This is a genomic window from Agrobacterium sp. CFBP 3001, assembly GCF_027871605.1.
Taxonomy (GTDB): Bacteria; Pseudomonadota; Alphaproteobacteria; order Rhizobiales; family Rhizobiaceae; genus Agrobacterium; species Agrobacterium leguminum.
Map to the genome: position 1 here is coordinate 14,805 of NZ_JAQAHD010000016.1, position 15,982 is coordinate 30,786.

Here is a 15,982-nt window from a genome sequence, read left to right on the forward strand (position 1 = left end):
GCCACGGCGCGTCTGCGCCGTGAGAAGACTCTCCCGCGATCAAGGACTTGATCGCGCTGGACCCCGGACTAAATCCGGGGTGACGGTAAGGATGCTACGAATTCGCCAAACTATTCTGGTCGGCAGACGTCGCCACCAACAAAAAAGCCCCGCTTTCGCGGGGCTTTCTATTTAACGCAATCACAACACCGGCAATCAGAACTCCAGCGCGCGATCGCCGTTTTCGTCCTTGATGCGGTTCGGAAGGCCGATCTTGTTCAGAAGGTTCAGGAACGGCTTCGGCGGCAGTTCTTCCACATTGGCCATCTGCTTCACGTCCCATTCGCCGGTGGCGATGAGCATGGCGGCGGCGACCGGCGGAACGCCGGCGGTGTAGGAAATGCCCTGCGAGCCGACTTCTTCATAGGCTTCCTTGTGGTCGGCCACGTTGTAGATGAAGACTTCGCGCTCCTTGCCGTCCTTGATACCCTTGACGATATCGCCGATGCAGGTCTTGCCGACGTAGTCGGGCGCCAGCGAAGACGGATCGGGCAGCACGGCCTTGACCACCTTGAGCGGCACGACTTCCAGGCCTTCGGCGGTCTTGACCGGCTTTTCGGACAGGAGGCCGAGGTTCTTCAGCACGGTGAAGACGTTGATATAGTGATCGCCAAAGCCCATCCAGAAGCGCACATCGGCACCGTCCATGTTCCTGGACAGCGAATGCACTTCGTCATGGCCGGTCATGTAGGCCTTCTGCTTGCCGACGACCGGCAGGTCGAATTCCTGGCCGACTTCAAACATCTGGTTCGTCTGCCACTGACCATTCTGCCAGGAGTAGACGACGCCCGTGAATTCGCGGAAGTTGATTTCCGGATCGAAGTTGGTCGAGAACCACCGGCCATGGCTGCCGGCATTGATATCGACGATATCGACCGAGGTGACCTTGTCGAAATAGTCATCCTTGGCGAGACGCGCATAGGCGTTGACCACGCCCGGGTCGAAACCGACGCCGAGAATGGCGGTAATGCCCTTCTCCTTGCACTCTTCAGCGCGCTTCCACTCGTAGTTTCCGTACCACGGCGGCGTCTCGCAGATCTTGGTCGGATCCTCGTGGATCGCCGTATCCATATAGGCAACACCCGTGTCCATGCAGGCACGAAGAACGGACATGTTGACGAAAGCCGAACCGACGTTGATGACGATTTCAACACCGGTCTGTTTAATCAAGGCTTTCGTCGCCTCGATATCCATCGCGTCAAGCGCATGGGCCTCAAGTTTTACATCTGTCTTGAGGCTCTTCTTTTCGCGTACGGACTCGACAATCTTGCGGCACTTTCCCAAAGTCCGTGACGCAATATGAATGTCTCCCAATACATCGCTGTTCTGGGCGCATTTATGCGCCACGACCTGTGCTACGCCACCGGCGCCGATGATCAGAACGTTCTTCTTCATTTCAGGTGATGCCTCCTTTTCCCCGCAGGGATGAGCTTCGTTTCATGTTAAAAACAGGGTTTAAGACAGGCTTTGCTCGAAATCGGCAAAGTCGAATTCACGAACGGCGCGTACGGTGCCGTCCAGTTCCTTGATGGCGATCGCCGGCATCTTGACGCCGTTGAACCAGTTCTTCTTGACCATGGTGTAGCCGGCCGCGTCCTGGAAGGAGATACGGTCGCCGACCTTCAATTCCCTGTCGAAGCGGAAATCGCCGAAAATATCGCCTGCAAGGCAGGATTTGCCGCAGACCATGTAGGGATGCTCGCCCTCGTTCGGCGAAACCTTGGCGCTCTCACGATAGATCAGCAGATCGAGCATATGCGCTTCGATGGAGCTGTCGACGATGGCGAGGTTCTTGCCGTTAAACAGCGTGTCGAGAACCGTCACTTCGAGCGTCGTGCTCTTCGTGATCGAGGCTTCGCCCGGCTCCAGATAGACCTGCACGCCGTATTTTTCCGAGAAGGCGCGCAGACGGTCGCAGAACTGGTCGAGCGGATAATTGTCGCCGGTAAAGTGGATGCCGCCGCCGAGGCTGACCCACTCCGCACGCGACAGCAGCGATCCGAATTTCTCCTCAATCTGCGTCAACATGCGGTCGAACAGCGAAAAATCGCTGTTTTCGCAATTATTGTGGATCATGAAGCCGGAGATACGGTCCATGACCTTGTCGACCTTGGCGACATCCCATTCGCCCAGCCGGCTGAAGGGGCGCGCAGGATCGGCAAGATCGAAGCTCGAGGAGCTGACCTGCGGGTTGAGGCGCAGACCGCGTGTGATGCCGGAGGCCTTGTCGGCGAAACGCTCGAGCTGACCGATGGAATTGAAGATGATCTTGTCCGCATTCGCAATCACCTCGTCGATTTCATAATCGGCATAGGCGACGGAATAGGCATGGGTCTCGCCGCCGAATTTCTCGCGGCCGAGGCGCACTTCATAAAGCGAGGACGAGGTGGTGCCGTCCATATATTGCGACATGAAATCGAACACCGACCATGTGGCGAAGCACTTCAGCGCCAAGAGCGCCTTGGCGCCGGATTTTTCCCGCACATAGGCAATCTTCTCCATGTTGCGAAGAAGTTTTGTCTTGTCGATCAGGTAATAGGGCGTCTGGAGCATGTCGTTTCACATATTGATTGAAGTCAAGGTACGTCTCGATGATGGGCCTTATAGGATGCTTGTGACAGGAAAACAAATGTCAGGCACCGAATTCCTCGAAAATCGCCCCCGAGCCGAAGTGGCATCAAGAAAACCCGTCCCGTTGCGGAACCAAGCCGGCATCGGCGCGTTTGACTGACGGACAGGCGGGTGTTTCGGCCGCCGAAACGAAGCTTCACGGACGACGGTGACGTGTCGTCGTCCCATCAATGATGTTCAGGAAGGACCTCACCTATGGCAAGCGTGCGTAGCAGCGTCAGCGACAAGATCCAGCAATCCCTCGAAAACGGCGATGCGGCCGATGTGGCAGCGCAGCTCGCCCAGCTTCGCGAAGATCTGGCTAGTCTTGCCAAAAGCGTGAAGGCGCTCGGCGTCGGCGCTTCGCATGAGCTGAAGGCGCAGGCCGCCCGTGTGGCCGATGACGCCCTCACCGCATCCGGAGAAATGGCCGACAGCGTTCGCAATGAAATCTCTACGCTCAACGACAACCTCACCGACCACGTCCAGAAGAACCCGCTCCAGTCGCTCGGCATCGCCGTCGGCGTCGGTTTCGTGCTCGCCCTCCTGACGCGTCGATAAGGCCGCGCTCATGCTTGAGGCATTGCTGGTCTATCTGGGGGAGACCCAGCGCGAGGGGCGCGTCGTCACAAGGCGATTGCGCGCGACCATAACCCTGTCGGTTCTGACCGGGATATTCTTCCTGATCGCCTTCATCGCCGCCGTGGTGGCAGGCTCTATCTATCTTGCCCGGCATGTGGGCGCAGGCCCCGCGGCGCTCGTCGTCGCGGGGACCGCGTTCCTGCTCGGCGTCATCATGCTGGTGGCGCTGGCGATCATCAAACGTCCGAGGGTCTATGCAGCACGTCCCGCTGTCACTCCTTTGACGGCGGCGCCGCTTGCCGCAGCGCCGCTCGCCCTGCAATCGCTGCTTACGCTGGCGATCCAGGCGCGTCCCTATGCGACGCTCGCCGTGGCTGTCGCGGCCGGTTTCCTGGCCACAAGGGTCAATACGAAAAAGTCCAAGTAATTTCTTGGCGACACGACAAGGCAAACCGCGCGTCCAGACGATGGATGCGCGGTTTTTTTTATGTTACCCGCGAAGGATAGACTGGTTGATGGCGTTACCCGCCACGCCGCCCTTATTTGAACAAAGTGACATACAGTCTCGGGCAGTCTCGGCGCGTCCGTAATTTTCTGAAAGGCAATTGATGAAGAAGAAAGTCCTTGTCGTCGGCGGTGCCGGCTATATCGGTTCGCACACCTGCCTTCTCCTGTCTGAGCGAGGATATGAACCGGTCGTTTTCGACAATCTGTCCAACGGGCATGAGGAATTCGTCCGCTGGGGACCATTCGAACAGGGCGATATTCGCGACCGGGCGCGGCTGGATGAGGTCTTCGCCAAACACCGGCCGGTAGCCGTTCTGCATTTCGCAGCGCTGATCGAAGTCGGTGAATCGGTCAAGCAGCCCGTGGCTTTCTACGACAACAATGTCATCGGCTCGCTCAACCTGCTCTCCGCCGCCATCGATGCCGGCGTCACGGCATTCGTTTTTTCGTCCACCTGCGCAACTTACGGGTTGCCGGAACAGGTGCCGATCGACGAGACGCACCGGCAGGCGCCGATCAACCCCTATGGCCGCACCAAATGGGTGGTGGAGCAGGCGCTGAAGGACTACAGCACCTATAAGGGGCTGCGCTCCGTGATGCTGCGCTACTTCAATGCCGCCGGCGCGGATTTCGAAGGCCGCATCGGCGAATGGCACAAGCCGGAAACCCACGCGATCCCGCTGGCCATCGAGGCCGCACTCGGCCGGCGTCAGGGCTTCAAGGTGTTCGGCACGGATTACGACACGCGCGACGGCACCTGCGTGCGCGACTATATCCACATTCTCGATCTCGCCGATGCGCATGTGCGGGCCGTGGATTATCTGCTGGCCGGCGGAGAGACCGTCGAACTCAACCTCGGCACCGGCACCGGCACCACGGTGAAAGAATTGCTGGCGGCGATTTCGGAGGTTTCCGGCCGCCCCTTCCCCGTCGAATATACCGGGCGGCGCGACGGCGATTCCACGACGCTGGTCGCCAATAACGACAAGGCGAAGGAGGTTCTCGGCTGGGAGCCGCGTTATTCCCTGTCGGACATCATAAAATCCGCCTGGGCATGGCATTCCTCCCGCAATGCCGGGGACTGAACAGCCGGCGAACAAACATAAAAAAGACACCGGCCTGTTGGCCGGTGCTTCCTGCGGGACAGCTGATTGAAGCCGGTCCCGCTCCTGCCTCCCAGGGACGGGAATTATGGCTTGGTGGCGGACGTCGTCGTGCTGTCAGGAGCCGCCGGCGTTGCCGCATTCTTTTCGCTGGCCTTCTGTTCCAGCGTCTTGAATTCGGGAGCCGCCTTCAGCGTTTCCGCCGTTTCGGTCGTGGTCAGGCGGATGGTGCCGTCCTGCGCGTTGCGCGTCATCGTTACCTTGTCCATCGGAACGGCAACATCCTTTGCGCCGATACCCAGGAAGCCGCCGACGCCGATCACGGCCGCAACCAGACCACCGTCTTCTTCCATGATCAGGTTGGTGACGTTACCGATGCTTTCATCGGCCGCGGTATAGACCGCCTTGCCGATATAATCATTGGCGCTGACCTGCGTTTCGCCCTGTTCGGTGAGATAAGCGCCGCCTGTCGTTGTAGCCGCGCTGTCATTGGTCGAAGGAGCAGCAGGCGTCATCGGTGTGGCGGGCGGGGTTGCAGGCTCCGTCTGCGCACTCGGATTTGCCGGCGCAGGCTGGGTCGTGCCCTGAGCGATGGCCAGCGGCGCGAAAGCCGTCGTGCCCATCAGAGCGGCAGTGACGAGGATTGTAAGTTTCTTTGCCATTTCGTACCTTCCTTTCATCGTTCTCAACTGGCCGGCGGTGATGAATTTCGTGTCCGCTCCTCGGCCGGTTCGTCTGGCAAACGGGTTGGTCGTTGAAATAGTTCCGATTTTTTCAACCGAGTCTGTGCGATTGTGACCGACCTCAACAACCGAAGGTAAAAATCAGGCATTGCTAAAGGGGGACGGCACGGTATTATCCGTGTCGTAACAATGCCATAACTGCCGGAGTTTTTTGTATGCCTCGACCCGGCGACAGACTGAAAGACATGATCTCGGCTTTGCGTCGGCGCAGTGCGAATTTTTTCCCGACCGCCTCCATCGGCACCTATCTGGTGGTGATGGCTACCGTCATTACCCTGCCGCTCATTCTTTTCGGCGGCTATCTGATGCTGCGCCTCGAGGCGGAAAAACGCGACGACCTGCAACGGGAAACCATCGAGGATGTACGGGTGGTCTCCCGCAACATCGACCGCCGCCTGCAGGAAATCGCCACCTCGCTCAATCTCCTGTCGCAATTCCCGGAACTTGAGAGCGGCAACCTCGCCGCGTTTCAGGGGCGCGTCGCCGACAGTCTGAAGCGGGAGGGCCTTTATGCCATTCTCGCCACCAAAGATGGTCAGCAGCGTCTCAATACGCGCGTGCCCTATGGCCAGCCGCTCGGCAAGGTGTCGGCGGAAGCCAATCTGGCCAAGGCGATCGACTCCCGCCGCATCACCGTCTCGGACATGTTTTTCGGCTCGACCAGCAAGGAATGGGTGTTCAACGTCACCATGCCGCTAGGCCCGGACCTGGACCCCGCCGGAGACGCCCTGATCTTGACGCAGAATACCAGCGACCTGAGCAGGCTCATCCCCACGGAAAACCTGCCGCGCCACTGGGCGGTCGCCATCATTGACGGCAATAACCGCGTTGTCGTCTCAAGCGCGCCCGAAGAGGCGGAAGTGGGCAAGCCCTTTGTCACCCCCGATGTCCTTTCGGAAATGCAGGCCTTCAGCGGCAATTTTTTCGACGGCAAGGGTAATCTCTACGCCTATGCTCAATTGCCGGGCTGGCAATGGAAGACGGTGATGTGGGGTCCGCTCGCCGCAAGCCAGGCGGCGCTGATAGACACCTGGCGGCAGATGATGATCGGCAGCCTGATGCTGGTGCTGATTGCCATTGGCGGCGCCTATCTGGTCGGCCGGCAATTGCGCAGCTCCATCCGTGACCTGACCCTGATGGCCGAGCGCATCGGCGAGGGCGAGATCGTCGCACCCGTCGATACCAAGATAAAGGAGGCCAACCAGGTCGCCATCGCTCTCTCCAACGCATCCTTCGACAGAAGCCAGTCGGAAGAGCGCCTGCAATTGCTGCTGCACGAGTTGGTTCACCGTTCCAAGAACATTCTGACGCTGGTTCAGGCGATGATACGCCAATTGGGACGCGAAAATAAAAGCATTCCGGAATTCCAGAAGGAGGTCGATCACCGCCTGCGCGGCCTTGGAATGTCGATCCGGGCCCTGGCGGAGGTTCAATGGCAGGGTCTGCCGATCCGCAAGCTGATTGAAACCCACCTCGATGTTTTCGGAACCGTGGCGCAGCGCATCGTGCTGGTGGGAGAGGATTTCATGCTTTCCCCGGAAGCGGCACAGAATTTCGGTCTGGTGGTCCATGAGCTGACGACGAATTCCATCAAATACGGCTCATTGTCGGCTCCAGCGGGAAAAATTACCCTGCGCTGGCAGTCGCGTGAAAAAGACGGGCGGCAGATGATCCATCTCGTCTGGACCGAAACGGGCGGACCGCCCGCCAGAGAACCGAGCCGCAAAGGCTTTGGCACCACGGTCATCAAAAGGCATGCGGAAGGCGCCTTCGGTGGGCAGGTGCTGACGGAATATCGTGAATCCGGCTTTGAGTGGTCGCTGGAAGCGCCGATGCGTTACTTCACGCCCAAACGATCGGAACAGACAGGCGCGCATTGACGCCGCGACTTGCGGACCTATCCGCTGTGCAGACGGCAAAAACCGGGCAAAATGGCCGGTATTTGCACAATGTTAAAAAAACGCATTTTTTGGGAACCGAATCCGGTCATGCGTGTTTTTACTGCAGGCCAAGCAATTCCCCCGTCCCCGCCTGAAGCTTGGCTGAAAATAAACAGGTTTCGCCCCTGAAAACCTGTCATAAAAATAGCACGGCTCTTTCATGAGCCGTGCTATTTGTTTTGGTTTTTATGAAATCGAAGATGAACCGGCGCTGCGCGCGATATCGCGATTTCAGGCATCCGCGCCGTCGCCGGAAGGAAATTTCAGCCGGTAGACGATCCGTTCCGGCGTCAACTCGTATTCGGCGCTTCCCCCCAATGCGGAGGGAACCACCTTTTCCAGCACCACGCTGCCGAAGCTGCCGCGCCGGGTCTCCGCCGGCTCTTTCGACGGCATCATCGGCTCATTCCATTCAACGATATAAAAATCACCCTCCTGACGGCATTGCAGGGATATGGGCGGGTGATAGGCGAGATTGCCGCTATGGCTGACGGTGTTGACGACCAGCTCGTGGAAGGCGAGCCCGATATAAAGCGCGCCATTCGGATTGAGCAGCAGGTTTTCGCCTTCCATATGGATGAGGTTCGGATATTCCGGCACATAAAGATCGAATTGCTGGCGCAACAACTCGAATATGCGCGCGCCCCGCCAGTCCGAATCCGTAATGAGATCCTGACTCTGGGCGAGAGCGTGTAGTCTGCCGCGGAACTTGCGCAGAAAATCATCCTTGGTCAGGCTGAACCGGGCCGTCTGGCCGGCAAGGCTCTGGATGATCGCCAGGAGGTTCTTGGAACGGTGGCTGACCTCGCGCAGCAGCGAGCGCAGAAGCTGCTCGCGCCGCCTTTCCGCCGTCACCTCGCGAATGGTGGTTTTCATCACCACCTGGTTCGTCTGGTTGAGAGTGGAATGAACCTGAAACTGGAAGACGCGATCATTGCCGGCATTGACTTCCAGCATGCCGCGGCTGCCCGCCGTGTTCATGTCCTTCTTGAGATCGGCCAGTCGGGCGGAGAGATCGTTACCGAACAGATTTTCATCTGTGGGACGGGATTCTGCCGGAATTTTCCAGACATCCGGCAGATTGGCCACGAATATATAGTCGCGGTTCCAGTCCTGCAGCATGACTGTCTCACCCGAATCGAGCAAGGCGAGGACGAGCGAATCGTGAAGTTCGCTTTCGTCCCTCTCCGCGTTATGCCATGCCAGCCGATGCAAATTCGTCTCCTTGCAGAAAGCCGCGGGGCAGCCCCACGACCGTAACCGCCAACGCCCGGGCACCAGAGTGGTTCCCGGTCAGTCTGCGGTTTCGGCAAAATTCACGCCGCGACGCGTGAGCTTTCGTTGAAAAACAGGGCCTGGCTGATAAGCGCTTTCACCATGTCCGGATTAAACGGCTTCGTCACAAGGAAGGTCGGCTCCGGCCGCTCGCCCGTCAGAAGACGCTCGGGGAAGGCGGTGATGAAGATTACCGGCAGCGTGGTCATCTGCAGGATGTCCTTCATTGCATCGAGACCGGAACTGCCATCGGCGAGCTGAATATCGGCAAGGATCATCTTCGGCTGGGTGCGATGGAAGAGATCGAGCGCTTCCGTGTGGGTGCGGGCGATGCCCGTGACGCGGTGGCCGAGATCGGTGACCATCTGCTCGATATCCATGGCGATCAGAGGTTCGTCCTCGATGATCATGATATCGGTTGCCACCTGGCGGGCGATTTCAGAGGCTGCCTCATCGATCAGCTTGCCAACCTGATCTTCGGAGACTTTCAGAACCTCTGCGGTTTCCGAAGGTGTGAATTCTTCGACCGTGGTCAAAAGGAACGCCTGGCGGGCCAGCGCCGGCACGGCGGAGAGGTTGGCCGAGGCGCGTTTTTCCCATCCCGACAGGTTTTCGTCGGTCTTAATATTGATCGTGACGGAACTAAAGATCGATACGAACAATTGATAGAGCGAAACGCGATCGCTGCTTGTCTGCGGAAAAATGCTGATATCGGCGATCAGAGCTTCGAGTGTTGCCGCAACATAGGCATCGCCCGTCGATTGTGAGCCGCAAACGGCACGCGCGAACCTGCGCAGATATGGCAGGTGCGGTGCGATGCGTGTAGAAACTGACATGGAATTCTCCCCTTTCATGCGGTCTGCAACGCAAACCCACGATAGCAACGTGCGCGTTGCAAAAAAAGTTCCGTTCCGCCGGAACTATTTTTTTCACGGCGCATTCTTTGCCACGACGCAAAAGGAATACCGGACGTTATGAGCATATTTCAATCGGACCAAGATCAGCCGGACAATTCGGCCGCCCCCCAGGTTCCACACTCCGGGCGGGCGGTGATTTCCCGTAAGCTCAGGGAGCTTTATGATGCCGTTCAGGATGAAGGCATCCCTGACAAATTCCTCGACCTTCTCGAAAAACTCGATGAAGCCGAAAGCAGAGCCAAAATGAAGGCTTCGGAGGAATGATGGCGAAAGAGCCGGAGCTGACAGAATACAACTTCAAACGGGAAATGCTGGCGGCGCTGCCGAACCTGCGCGCCTTCGCTATTTCGCTGATCCGCTCGCGGGACCGTGCCGACGACCTCGTGCAGGACACGATCATGAAGGCATGGGCGAAACAGGACAGCTACCAGCCGGGCACCAATATGCGGGCATGGCTGGTAACGATCCTGCGCAACGAGTTCTACAGCCAGATCCGCAAATCCGGCCGTGAGGTGCAGGATACGGACGGGGTCTATACCTCGCGCCTGTCGGTACCGCCCGAACAGCATGGTTCAGTCGACCTTCAGGACTTCCGCGCAGCACTCGCAAAGCTGCCGGACGACCAGCGTGAAGCGATCCTGCTGATCGGGGCTTCGGGCTTTGCCTACGAGGAAGCCGCCGAAATCTGCGGTTGCCCCGTCGGCACCATCAAAAGCCGTGTCAGCCGCGCAAGGCTGCGGCTGCAGGAGCTGCTCGGCATCGAAAACGAAAACGAATTCGGCCCGGACGCGCAGATGACCGCGGTGACCGCCGCCGCCACGGCGCGCTGAGAGCGCTGAATTCGAACAGCGGTGAACGGGCAGGCCTACGTCTGCCCGTTAAGACGATGACAAACGCCGCAAACCTCTCCTCCGTCATGCCGGACTAGATCCGGCATCCAGCCACGGCGCGTCTGCGCCGTGAAAGGACTCTCTCGCGATCAATGACTTGATCGCACTGGACCCCGGATCTAGTCCGGGGTGACGGTGTGCGGATGATACGGCGAGCGCGCGCCTGCCACTGTCTTCGTGTCACCCCTTCAGATGCCGGTTTCCTTGACCGATTGCATAACCACGAAGGTCGAGGTGTTGGCGACGGATGGCAGGCTTGAGATTTTCTCGCCGAGTACCCTTCGATACTTGCGGATATCGCTGGTGCGCACCTTCAGAAGATAATCGAAGGCGCCGGCGATCATGTGGCACTCCTCCACTTCCTTGATCTTGCGCACCGCCGCGTTGAATTCCTCCAGCGCCTTTTCGCGCGTATCGGAGAGCTTTACCTCGGCGAAAGCGATGTGATCGACACCGAGCTTCTGCGGATTGAGCATGGCGCGGAAGCCGAGAATATAGCCCTCATCCACCAGCCGTTTCAGCCGTGTCTGGCAGGGCGTCTTGGAAAGACCGACCCTTTTCGAGAGCTGCAGCACGGACATGCGCCCGTCTTCGCTCAGCGCCTCCAGAATCTTGAGATCGAAATGATCCAGATCGTCTGTTTTTTGACTATTTGCCATGTGATTTAACGCCATATTTCAAAAATAAAAGTTCATATTGCCTGTTTTATCCTGAAAATAGGGCCATAGCAATTTCTGCGGTGATGATATTGTCTGTCACAGGATGACAAGCGGCGGGGCGGAGGACACGCTGCCGCCGAAGGTCTGTCTTCAACAGCGTTTTCAGGATTTTTCAGAATGGCCGATGGTGCAAGCAACGCCGGTGTAGTGGCGAACGGTATCTTCCAGAATTTTGCGCCGCCGGTGCGCGAGCAAAGCCTGCTGCGCAAGGCGATCACCGCCGCCTATCGTCGCCCGGAGGAAGAATGCCTGGCGCCGCTGATCGAGGCGGCAACGGTGACGGCGGAAGAAACGAAAGCCATTCGCGACACGGCCCGCAAACTGATCGAGGCATTGCGCGCCAAGACCAAGGGCACCGGCGTCGAGGGGCTGGTGCAGGAATATTCGCTCTCCAGCCACGAGGGCGTGGCGCTGATGTGCCTTGCCGAAGCGCTGCTGCGCATTCCCGACACAGCCACCCGCGACGCGCTGATCCGCGACAAGATCGCCCGTGGCGACTGGAAGTCCCATATTGGCGGCGGGCGCTCGCTCTTCGTCAACGCCGCCACCTGGGGCCTCGTCATCACCGGCAAGCTGACCTCGACGGTAAACGATAGCGGCCTTTCGGCGGCGCTGACCAAGCTGATCGCCCGCGCTGGCGAACCCGTCATCCGCCGTGGCGTCGATATGGCCATGCGCATGATGGGCGAACAGTTCGTGACCGGCGAAACGATCGGCGAAGCGATCAAGCGTTCGAAGCCGCTGGAAGAACAGGGCTTCCAATATTCCTACGACATGCTGGGCGAAGCCGCGACCACCGCCAAGGATGCGGAGCGTTATTACAAGGACTACGAAAACGCCATCCACGCCATCGGCAAGGCATCGGCCGGGCGCGGCATCTATGGCGGTCCGGGCATTTCCATCAAGCTTTCGGCGCTGCATCCGCGTTACGCCCGCGCGCAGGCGGAGCGGGTGATGGCGGAGCTTCTTCCGCGCGTCAAATCGCTGATGCTGCTCAGCAAGAAATACGATATCGGCCTAAACATCGATGCCGAAGAAGCAGACCGGCTGGAACTGTCGCTCGATCTTCTGGAGGAACTGGCGCTCGACAGGGACCTCGCCGGCTGGAATGGCCTCGGTTTCGTCGTGCAGGCCTATGGCCGCCGCTGCCCCTTCGTTCTGGACTACATCATCGATCTCGCCCGCCGCTCGGGCCGCCGCATCATGGTGCGTCTCGTCAAGGGCGCCTATTGGGATGCGGAAATCAAGCGCGCGCAGGTGGAGGGGCTGGAGGACTTCCCGGTCTTCACCCGCAAGGTCCACACGGATGTCTCCTACATTGCCTGCGCCCGCAAGCTGCTCGCCGCGCGCGATCTGGTCTTTCCCCAATTTGCGACCCACAATGCGCAGTCCATGGCGACGATCTACCATCTCGCCGGCCCCGGCTTCAAACTCGGCGACTATGAGTTCCAGTGCCTGCATGGCATGGGCGAACCGCTTTACAGCGAAGTCGTCGGCAAGAAGAAGCTCGACCGGCCCTGCCGTTTCTATGCCCCCGTCGGCACCCATGAGACGCTGCTGGCCTATCTCGTCCGCCGCCTTTTGGAAAACGGTGCGAACTCTTCCTTCGTCAACCGCATTGCCGACCCAGCCGTGCCGGTGGATTCCCTGCTGGAAGACCCGGTTGCCGTCGTCAAGGCCTATGCCGTTCCCGGCGCGCGTCACGACCGCATCGCCGCCCCTGCCGGCCTGTTCGGCCCGGAACGCAAAAATTCCGCCGGCCTCGATCTTTCCAGTGAAACGACGCTCGCCGCGCTGGACAAAACCCTGAAGGCGGGTGCTACGACCGAATGGAGAGCGTCGGCACCGCAGGCGGGCGGAAACACGCGCCCGGTTCTCAATCCCGGCGACCACAATGATATCGTCGGCCATGTGACGGAGCCCACCGAATCCGATGTCGAAGCCGCCATGCAGCGGGCGGCGGCCTCTAGCTGGCCCTCCACCCCGGTGGAAGAACGCGCTGCCTGCCTGGAGCGCGCCGCCGACGCCATGCAGGCCGAAATGCCTGCCCTGCTCGGCCTCATCATGCGCGAAGCGGGAAAATCCATGCCGAACGCCATTGCTGAGGTGCGCGAGGCCATCGACTTCCTGCGTTATTACGCGGCGGAAGCCCGCAGAAACTTCAAGACCGGCGAAACGCCGCTCGGCCCTGTTGTCTGCATCAGCCCGTGGAACTTCCCGCTCGCCATCTTCATCGGTCAGGTCACGGCGGCGCTGGTTGCCGGCAATCCGGTTCTGGCAAAACCCGCCGAAGAAACGCCGCTGATCGCGGCCCAAGGCGTGCGCCTGTTGCATGAGGCCGGCGTTCCGCAGGATGCCGTGCAGCTTCTGCCGGGCGACGGCAAGACGGGTGCCGCACTTATTGGTTCACCCCTTACAGCCGGTGTAATGTTCACAGGCTCGACGGAAGTGGCGCGGCTCATTCAGGGTCAGCTTGCCGGCCGGGTTCTGGCCAATGGCCAGCCGGTTCCGCTGATTGCCGAAACCGGCGGTCAGAACGCCATGATCGTGGACTCCTCCGCGCTTGCCGAGCAGGTGGTCGCCGATGTCATCGCATCCGCTTTCGACAGCGCCGGCCAGCGCTGCTCGGCGCTGCGCATCCTCTGCCTGCAGGAAGATGTGGCGGATCGCACGCTGACCATGCTGAAGGGCGCGCTGCACGAATTGCGGATCGGCCGCACCGACAAGCTTTCCGTCGATGTCGGTCCCGTCATTACCGCCGAGGCGAAGGGCATCATCGAAAAGCATATCGAGGGAATGCGCGGGCTCGGCCATCGCATCGAGCAGATCACGCTTGCCGGCGAAACCGGCAAGGGCACCTTCGTGCCGCCGACGATCATCGAGATGAAATCGCTCGCCGATCTGAAGCGCGAAGTCTTCGGTCCAGTGCTGCACGTCATCCGCTTCAAGCGCGACAATCTCGACCGGCTGATCGATGAGATCAACGCTACCGGCTATGGCCTGACCTTCGGCCTGCATACCCGCCTTGACGATACGATCCAGCATGTGCTGTCGCGCGTCGCGGCTGGCAATCTTTATGTGAACCGCAACATCATCGGCGCGGTGGTCGGCGTGCAGCCCTTTGGCGGACGCGGCCTTTCCGGCACCGGTCCCAAGGCGGGCGGTCCGCTTTATCTCGGCCGCATGACACAGGTTGCCCCAAAGATAGACCGGGTTGCGAGCCAGCAGGATCAGGCCGCAGTCGATCTTGCCCGCTGGCTGGATGAAAACGGCGAAACCGTTGCGGCCGAAGCCGCACGACAGACGGCAGTTCTTTCCGGCCTCGGTTTCGAAACCGAGCTGGCGGGTCCTGTCGGCGAGCGCAATGTTTATGCGCTGCATCCACGTGGAAAGGTTCTGCTGGTTCCGGCAACCGAACAGGGGCTTTACCGCCAGCTTGCGGCAGCGCTCGCGACCGGAAACGCGGTTGTCATCGACAACGCTTCGGGACTGGAGAAATCCATTTACGGACTGCCGGCAACCGTGACCTCGCGCATCGTCTGGGCCGATGACTGGGCGAAGTCCGGTCCTTTCGCCGGCGCGCTGGTCGAGGGCGATGCGGAGCGTATCGTGGCGGTCAATAAAAAGATCGCCGCCCTGCCCGGCCCGCTGGTTCTCGTTCAGGCAGCGTCAACGGAAGCGCTTTCCGGGGAAAGCCAGCCCTATAATCTCGACTGGCTGGTCGAAGAGGTTTCCGTCAGCGTCAACACCACGGCCGCCGGCGGCAATGCCAGCCTGATGAGCATTGGTTAAAACAGGTTCCGGCGGGGTCTCTGCCCTGCCGGTTCATGCCTTATCCGTTGGTCTCGCCGCGGCCGAAGAGCTGGTTCAGAACCTGCTCTTCCAGCCTTGCGAATTCCGCCGTGCCATGACGGCGCGGACGCGGCAGTTTCACATCGAGATCGAGCGCGATGCGCCCTTCATCGATGACGACGATGCGATCCGCAAGCGCCACGGCCTCCGACACATCATGCGTGACGAGCACGGCGGTGAATTTCTGCTTGCGCCAGATTCGTTCCAGAAGCAGCTGCATTTCAATGCGGGTGAGCGCATCGAGCGCGCCGAGCGGCTCATCCAGCGCCAGAATCTGCGGATGGGCCACCAAGGCGCGCGCCAGGGCCACGCGCTGCTTCTGGCCGCCGGAAAGCACATAGGGCCATTCGCCAGCCCGGTCTTTCAGACCGACCTCTTCGAGAATTGTAAGCGCCTGTTCCTGCGCCGCCTCGCCCTTGGCGATGCCGGTCAGCCCCACGGAGACGTTGCTCGCGATACGTTCCCACGGCAGAAGACGCGGCTCCTGAAACATCATGCGGGTGCGGCTCGATGCGTCCTTCGAGACGGTTCCGGTGGTCGGCGTGTCGAGGCCGGCCAGAATGCGCAGGAGCGTGCTCTTGCCGCAGCCGCTCTTGCCGATGATGGCCAGAAACTCGCCTTCCCGCACATCGAGAGCGATGCCGCGCAGAACCGGCTTGTCGCCAAAACTCTTCGCCACATTGCGGAAGCTGAAGGCGACCTTGCCGTCGCTCGTCTTCTCGCGTTGTTCGATTTTCGCCTGCGACGGGAGGGATGGCGGGGCATCCGGGCGTCTCAGCGTCGTCACATTGCCGGTCGACATGGG

14 protein-coding genes are annotated in these 15,982 nt (G+C 59.9%); 7 read left to right on the forward strand and 7 right to left on the reverse strand.

Annotated features, from left to right (window positions below; genetic code table 11):
* Positions 1 to 195 precede the first annotated feature (195 nt).
* Both PH605_RS18565 and nspC read right to left on the reverse strand, forming a co-directional pair.
* A complete protein-coding gene (locus PH605_RS18565; protein ID WP_142845678.1) occupies positions 196 to 1,434 on the reverse strand; it encodes a saccharopine dehydrogenase family protein in 1,239 nt (412 codons plus the stop codon).
* Positions 1,435 to 1,494: 60 nt separating this feature from the next.
* Positions 1,495 to 2,592 (reverse strand): carboxynorspermidine decarboxylase, encoded by a 1,098-nt coding sequence (gene nspC / locus PH605_RS18570; protein ID WP_078052664.1) that lies wholly within the window; start codon positions 2,590 to 2,592, stop codon positions 1,495 to 1,497.
* A 273-nt stretch (positions 2,593 to 2,865) separates the two neighbouring features.
* Between nspC and PH605_RS18575 the strand changes: the two genes are divergently transcribed.
* From PH605_RS18575 to galE, 3 genes are all read left to right on the forward strand, one after another.
* Complete coding sequence (locus tag PH605_RS18575; protein WP_003522534.1) at positions 2,866 to 3,210, forward strand: DUF883 family protein; 345 nt, start codon at positions 2,866 to 2,868, stop codon at positions 3,208 to 3,210.
* A 10-nt stretch (positions 3,211 to 3,220) separates the two neighbouring features.
* Positions 3,221 to 3,658, forward strand: coding sequence for a hypothetical protein (locus PH605_RS18580; protein ID WP_078052663.1), 438 nt, complete (start codon positions 3,221 to 3,223; stop codon positions 3,656 to 3,658).
* Positions 3,659 to 3,839: 181 nt separating this feature from the next.
* Positions 3,840 to 4,823, forward strand: a complete 984-nt coding sequence (galE, locus tag PH605_RS18585) for a UDP-glucose 4-epimerase GalE (protein WP_142845679.1) — start codon at positions 3,840 to 3,842, stop codon at positions 4,821 to 4,823.
* A 104-nt stretch (positions 4,824 to 4,927) separates the two neighbouring features.
* On the opposite strand, the gene PH605_RS18590 is transcribed toward galE, so the two are convergent.
* Positions 4,928 to 5,503, reverse strand: a complete 576-nt coding sequence (locus PH605_RS18590; RefSeq protein WP_059756996.1) for a PRC-barrel domain-containing protein — start codon at positions 5,501 to 5,503, stop codon at positions 4,928 to 4,930.
* 236 nt (positions 5,504 to 5,739) lie between these two features.
* On the opposite strand from PH605_RS18590, the gene PH605_RS18595 reads away from it, so the two are divergent.
* Positions 5,740 to 7,464, forward strand: coding sequence for a sensor histidine kinase (locus tag PH605_RS18595; protein WP_161987948.1), 1,725 nt, complete (start codon positions 5,740 to 5,742; stop codon positions 7,462 to 7,464).
* Between the two features lie 291 nt (positions 7,465 to 7,755).
* Here PH605_RS18595 and PH605_RS18600 read toward each other — a convergent pair whose 3' ends face one another.
* Positions 7,756 to 8,739, reverse strand: a complete 984-nt coding sequence (locus PH605_RS18600) for a sensor histidine kinase (protein ID WP_142845681.1) — start codon at positions 8,737 to 8,739, stop codon at positions 7,756 to 7,758.
* 101 nt (positions 8,740 to 8,840) lie between these two features.
* Positions 8,841 to 9,635 carry a response regulator gene (locus tag PH605_RS18605; protein ID WP_003522529.1) on the reverse strand — a complete coding sequence of 265 codons (795 nt, stop codon included), beginning with the start codon at positions 9,633 to 9,635 and terminating at the stop codon, positions 8,841 to 8,843.
* Between the two features lie 138 nt (positions 9,636 to 9,773).
* On the opposite strand from PH605_RS18605, the gene PH605_RS18610 reads away from it, so the two are divergent.
* Both PH605_RS18610 and PH605_RS18615 read left to right on the forward strand, forming a co-directional pair.
* On the forward strand, positions 9,774 to 9,980 hold the full coding sequence (locus PH605_RS18610) for a NepR family anti-sigma factor (protein WP_003522527.1): 207 nt from the start codon (positions 9,774 to 9,776) through the stop codon (positions 9,978 to 9,980).
* Positions 9,980 to 10,546: a sigma-70 family RNA polymerase sigma factor gene (locus PH605_RS18615; protein ID WP_065657313.1), complete on the forward strand. Its 567-nt coding sequence runs from the start codon at positions 9,980 to 9,982 to the stop codon at positions 10,544 to 10,546. Before PH605_RS18610 ends, PH605_RS18615 begins: the two co-directional genes overlap by 1 nt.
* A gap of 248 nt (positions 10,547 to 10,794) precedes the next feature.
* Here the strand turns inward: PH605_RS18615 and PH605_RS18620 are convergent, their stop codons facing one another.
* The gene (locus tag PH605_RS18620; protein ID WP_003522526.1) at positions 10,795 to 11,265 is read right to left on the reverse strand and encodes an Lrp/AsnC ligand binding domain-containing protein; all 471 of its coding nucleotides are present in this window, start codon (positions 11,263 to 11,265) and stop codon (positions 10,795 to 10,797) included.
* Positions 11,266 to 11,442: 177 nt separating this feature from the next.
* Between PH605_RS18620 and putA the strand changes: the two genes are divergently transcribed.
* A complete protein-coding gene (putA, locus tag PH605_RS18625) occupies positions 11,443 to 15,117 on the forward strand; it encodes a trifunctional transcriptional regulator/proline dehydrogenase/L-glutamate gamma-semialdehyde dehydrogenase (RefSeq protein WP_142845682.1) in 3,675 nt (1,224 codons plus the stop codon).
* A gap of 40 nt (positions 15,118 to 15,157) precedes the next feature.
* Here the strand turns inward: putA and PH605_RS18630 are convergent, their stop codons facing one another.
* On the reverse strand, positions 15,158 to 15,979 hold the full coding sequence (locus PH605_RS18630) for an ABC transporter ATP-binding protein (RefSeq protein ID WP_142845683.1): 822 nt from the start codon (positions 15,977 to 15,979) through the stop codon (positions 15,158 to 15,160).
* Positions 15,980 to 15,982 lie beyond the last annotated feature (3 nt).

Bases quoted from the DNA above. Each gene is read 5' to 3' on its own strand.
- galE (WP_142845679.1), top strand. From the start codon at position 3,840: ATGAAGAAGAAAGTCCTTGTCGTCGGCGGTGCCGGCTATATCGGTTCG.
- PH605_RS18565 (WP_142845678.1), bottom strand. From the start codon at position 1,434: ATGAAGAAGAACGTTCTGATCATCGGCGCCGGTGGCGTAGCACAGGTC.
- PH605_RS18610 (WP_003522527.1), top strand. From the start codon at position 9,774: ATGAGCATATTTCAATCGGACCAAGATCAGCCGGACAATTCGGCCGCC.
- PH605_RS18630 (WP_142845683.1), bottom strand. From the start codon at position 15,979: ATGTCGACCGGCAATGTGACGACGCTGAGACGCCCGGATGCCCCGCCA.
- PH605_RS18615 (WP_065657313.1), top strand. From the start codon at position 9,980: ATGGCGAAAGAGCCGGAGCTGACAGAATACAACTTCAAACGGGAAATG.
- PH605_RS18605 (WP_003522529.1), bottom strand. From the start codon at position 9,635: ATGTCAGTTTCTACACGCATCGCACCGCACCTGCCATATCTGCGCAGG.
- putA (WP_142845682.1), top strand. From the start codon at position 11,443: ATGGCCGATGGTGCAAGCAACGCCGGTGTAGTGGCGAACGGTATCTTC.
- PH605_RS18575 (WP_003522534.1), top strand. From the start codon at position 2,866: ATGGCAAGCGTGCGTAGCAGCGTCAGCGACAAGATCCAGCAATCCCTC.
- PH605_RS18590 (WP_059756996.1), bottom strand. From the start codon at position 5,503: ATGGCAAAGAAACTTACAATCCTCGTCACTGCCGCTCTGATGGGCACG.
- PH605_RS18595 (WP_161987948.1), top strand. From the start codon at position 5,740: ATGCCTCGACCCGGCGACAGACTGAAAGACATGATCTCGGCTTTGCGT.
- nspC (WP_078052664.1), bottom strand. From the start codon at position 2,592: ATGCTCCAGACGCCCTATTACCTGATCGACAAGACAAAACTTCTTCGC.
- PH605_RS18620 (WP_003522526.1), bottom strand. From the start codon at position 11,265: ATGGCAAATAGTCAAAAAACAGACGATCTGGATCATTTCGATCTCAAG.
- PH605_RS18580 (WP_078052663.1), top strand. From the start codon at position 3,221: ATGCTTGAGGCATTGCTGGTCTATCTGGGGGAGACCCAGCGCGAGGGG.